Annotated in this window: 1 pseudogene; it reads left to right on the top strand. The window is 67.6% G+C overall.

Annotated features, from left to right (window positions below):
- Positions 1–1,287, top strand: a pseudogene (locus POF53_RS25875) (hypothetical protein); the annotation flags it as partial.

The following is a 1,287-nucleotide window of genomic DNA, read 5'->3' as shown; positions in this document are numbered from 1 at the left end:
CAGCAGGGCAAGGTTGTCGCGGACGGGCGCATGACCCTCACCGGCGGGCAACTGCTCAACAGCGACCGTGGCCAGATCATCAGCCAAGGGGCACTGAACGCCACCTGGGCGCACCTCGACAACCAGGCCGGTGAGTTGTCCAGCTTCGATGCGCTGACCGTGCATCTCGACCAGGCGCTGCTCAATGTCGATGGCGTGGTTTCTGGTGCTGGCATGGAGATCCATGCCCTGACGCTGAACAACCTGCGTGGCGTGGTGTCCAGCAGTGCCGGCCTGGAGCTGGTCAGTGGCGCCGATATCGACAACCAGCACGGTGAGATCTCCAGCGCCGGTGCTAGCCAGCTGCGCGCCGCCAGCCTCGACAACCGTGGCGGCAGGCTCAGTGCCGATCAGGCGCTGACGCTGACCGTCGGCCAGGCTCTGGATAACCGCAAAGGCGTGCTGGCCTCGGGTACGGCGCTGACGGTGAGCGCCGCCAGCCTCGACAACCGCGAGCAGGGCAAGCTGCTCAGCGATGGCACACTGACCGCCAAGGTCAGCGGCGTGCTCGACAACCAGGACAAAGGCTTGCTCAGTGGTACTGGCGCGACGCACATCGAGGCCGGCCAGCTGGACAATCGCGGCGGGCGACTGGTTGGCAAGGACTTGCTGACCCTGCAAGGCCAGCGCTGGGACAACCGTGGAGGCAAGATCGAGGGCGATGGCGCGATGACGCTGACCCTCGACCAGTTCGACAACCGTGACCAGGGCCTGGTCAGTGGCCAGGCCGGGGTGCGCTTCAATGGCACCGAGCTGCTCAACCAAATTGGTATCTTCGGCGCTAAGGGCAACCTGGATCTGGTCGCTGCGCACCTGGACAACAGCGGCGGCAGCCTGACCAGCGGCGGCGATCTCGATGGGCAGGTCACGCGCCTGGAACAGCTCGGCGGCAAGTTGTCCGCCGATGGCAAACTGACCCTCAAGGGCGATTCGCTGGTCAACCGCCAGGGCGCCGTGCTGGGCGCCGGGCAGGGCATGCGCCTGACCGTGGGCAGCGTCGACAACCGTGGCGGTGAGCTGTCCGCGGCCAAGGCGCTGAGCCTGACCGGGCAGCGCCTGGACAACACCGGCGGCCAGGTCCTGGCCGATACCGACCTGACGCTGACGGTGGCCGAGGTCATCAACCAGGCCCAGGGCCTGCTGCGCGGCAAGGGCCAGCTGACCCTCGACGGCCAGACCCTGGACAACCGCGACGGGCGTGTTTCCGGCGAGCAGGGCGCGCGCCTGCGCCTGGGCCAGGCGCTCGAT

It is taken from the genome of Mitsuaria sp. RG, assembly GCF_028369275.1.
Lineage (GTDB): Bacteria > Pseudomonadota > Gammaproteobacteria > Pseudomonadales > Pseudomonadaceae > Aquipseudomonas > Aquipseudomonas peradeniyensis.
Note: the sequence above shows the minus strand (reverse complement) of the source record. Positions and strands in the feature narration are given on the sequence as shown.